A 784-nucleotide genomic window follows, 5' to 3' on the forward strand; every position below is an offset into this window, starting at 1 on the left:
CGACCACGTCCTGGGCGGCGGCGGAAACCTCGCTGCGCGCCCCGGTCACCCCCATCACCGAGACGCAGTACACGAACCGCTGGAGGCCTGCACGGTCATCTTCACCCGGGCCTGGGAGGAGCTGGGCGCAATCAGGAAGACGCGCTCCAGGTCGTACTTTTCACTGGCGGCCACCCATTCCCCGGCCTCGTCGGGCACCAGGTCCGGGGTGATCAGCCCGGAACCGCCGGCCTCGGCAAAGCGGCGGGCGAACTCCTCCAGGCCCATGCGCAGCACCGGGTTCCAGTAGGTCATCACCATCACCGCGGCGTCGCAGCGGGCGGTGATCCCGGCGATGATCTCAAAAATCTGGGACACCCTGAAGCCGTTGGCCAGCGCCTGGGTGGTGGCCTGCTGGATCACTTCCCCGTCCATCACCGGGTCCGAGTACGGGATCCCGATCTCGATGATGTCCACCCCGTTGTTGGCGACCGCCACGGCCGCGTCAATGGTGGTGGCCACGTCCGGGAACCGGCGGGCAGGTAGGCGATCAGCGCCGGGCGGCCCTCGGCCTTCGCGGCGGCGATCTTCTGGCACTTCTCACCCGGGTCATCTATTTCCCCTCCCCGGCCGCGTCGGCCGCATCAAGCAATCCAAACCATTCGGCGGCGGTGGACACGTCCTTGTCACCGCGCCCGGAGAGGCTGACCACGATCACCACGTCCTGAGGGTCGCGGCCCTCGGCGATCTTGCGCTGGGCGACCTTGATGGTCCCGGCCAGCGCGTGCGAGGACTCGATCGCCGG

General features: G+C 68.6%; 2 pseudogenes. Both read right to left on the reverse strand.

Annotated elements, in window-relative coordinates:
• Positions 1-596, reverse strand: a pseudogene (trpA, locus tag JCM19049_RS16230) (tryptophan synthase subunit alpha); the annotation flags it as partial.
• A pseudogene (locus tag JCM19049_RS16235) lies at positions 593-784 on the reverse strand (tryptophan synthase subunit beta); the annotation flags it as partial. The pseudogenes trpA and JCM19049_RS16235, both read right to left, overlap by 4 nt.

The sequence above is a fragment of the Arthrobacter sp. JCM 19049 genome, from assembly GCF_001310435.1.